The 1,030-nt window shown below is 63.0% G+C and carries 1 protein-coding gene; it reads right to left on the reverse strand.

Annotated elements, in window-relative coordinates; all coding sequences use genetic code 11:
* Window positions 1-1,030: integrase catalytic domain-containing protein (locus QRN04_RS16490; RefSeq protein WP_284977113.1), on the reverse strand; the 1,030-nt coding region annotated here is incomplete at both ends.

A 1,030-nucleotide genomic window follows, 5' to 3' on the forward strand; every position in this document is an offset into this window, starting at 1 on the left:
TGAGCCGTTTAAGTTGGGCGTTCATGCCGATGACTGCCCGTTTTCGGACCTCGGGGTGGTGGGCGGCACGCTGGTGTGGGGTGATTGCCTGGTCGTGTTTCTTGATGACCTTCGCGCCGTGGCGCGTCTTCGAAACCAGCTTTTGTTGCGGCAGAAGATAGTTCGTGAAGACGGCGTCCAGGTCCCAGATCTCGTTGAGTTTCGCCAGTTCGGTCGAGGTGTCGTAGCGGTAGTAGCCCACGAGCTCCCGGACCCTGGCCCAGTTCTTCTGCTCCACATGAGCACCGTCGTTCTTGTTCCCTGGCCGGGAGCGGGTGAACGTGATCTGTTGGGCGTGGCAGTACTCGAGCAGGTAGTCGTTGATGAACTCGGTGCCGTTGTCCGAATCAATCCCCACGATTGGAAACGGGAACCTGCCTATCGCGTATTGCAGGGCCTCGAACACCCATTTCTGGGCCTTGTTTGGCACGGACCTGTTCACGGTCCAGCCGGTGGCGATATCGGTGACCGTCAACGTGAAACATAACTGTCCGGACGCCACGCCGCCTTCATGCCCGACCAGGTCGATCTCCACGAAACCCGGGACCGCGTCGTCCCACTCGGCCCAGGTCCGGATCGGGATTTGTGACTTCAGCAACGAACCCGGCTTGGTATGGGACCGGCCCCGCAGTACCAACTTCGCCCGTTCCGGGGCCAGTTTCCGGTCGATAGTGGCTGCACTCATCCGCATCAACAACGCAGCTTCCTCATCGTCCAAGGACAGCTCGCCGTCACGGCGGAGCAACGGCACCAACACCGGCAGCATCGGGGCCAGGCGCTTCCCGGCCGGGGCCCGCAACACTGCCCAACACACCACCAACGCCTCCACGATCCGCGGACCATACACCGGCGCGGGCGCCGGCCGGGCTCGCACGGGCCGCAGCTCCAGCGCTCTTCGCAACGCCCGCCGGGCGTAATCGCGGTTCCACCCCGTCAGCTCGACGAGCTCATCAAGGATCCGGACCTTCTCAGTACGGTTGCCCCTGGCGTA

It is taken from the genome of Arthrobacter sp. efr-133-TYG-104, from assembly GCF_030208915.1.
Classification (GTDB): domain Bacteria; phylum Actinomycetota; class Actinomycetes; order Actinomycetales; family Micrococcaceae; genus Arthrobacter.